The sequence below is a fragment of the Chryseobacterium mucoviscidosis genome, assembly GCF_002177115.1.
In the GTDB taxonomy this organism is placed as follows: domain Bacteria; phylum Bacteroidota; class Bacteroidia; order Flavobacteriales; family Weeksellaceae; genus Chryseobacterium; species Chryseobacterium mucoviscidosis.
In genome coordinates, this window is record NZ_MVAG01000062.1 from 1 (window position 1) to 575 (window position 575).

1 protein-coding gene is annotated in these 575 nt (G+C 35.7%); it reads left to right on the top strand.

Features of this window, described 5'->3' with window-relative positions:
* Window positions 1-402, top strand: a 402-nt coding sequence (locus B0E34_RS02505) for a transposase (RefSeq protein WP_165762939.1), incomplete at its 5' end; no start/stop codon positions are given.
* Window positions 403-575 lie beyond the last annotated feature (173 nt).

The following is a 575-nucleotide window of genomic DNA, read 5'->3' on the forward strand; positions in this document are numbered from 1 at the left end:
GCAAGAAGCCGGTATTTACTTTACAAAAGCAGAGAAAAATGGACAGAAAATCAAAGTAAACGAGTAAAGATCCTGTTTAGAGAATATCCCGACTTAGAAAAAATCTACCATTTATCGGATAGTTTAAGAAAAATATACAATCAAAATATAACAAAATCCGTTGCCATGTTGAAGTTGGCTCATTGGTTTAAGGATGTTGAAGAGTCGGGTTTTAAATCATTTTCTACACTAAAGAATACCATTATAAATCATTACAACGATATTCTCAATTATTTTGAAGCAAGAAGCACCAATGCTGCTGCGGAATCTTTTAATGCGAAAATTAAAAACTTCAGACTACAACTTCGAGGGGTAAAAGACAGAACTTTCTTTCTATTCAGATTAACTAAACTTTTTGCATAGCCCCCAAGTTTTGGCTATGATCCGCCATACCGGCATTTACTAATCACAGTTTAAAGAAATAAAAAGAGTATCACAAAAACTGCAATACTCTTTACAATAGTAGCGGGAACCGGACTCGAACCGATGACCTTCGGGTTATGAGCCCGACGAGCTACCTACTGCTCTATTCTCTA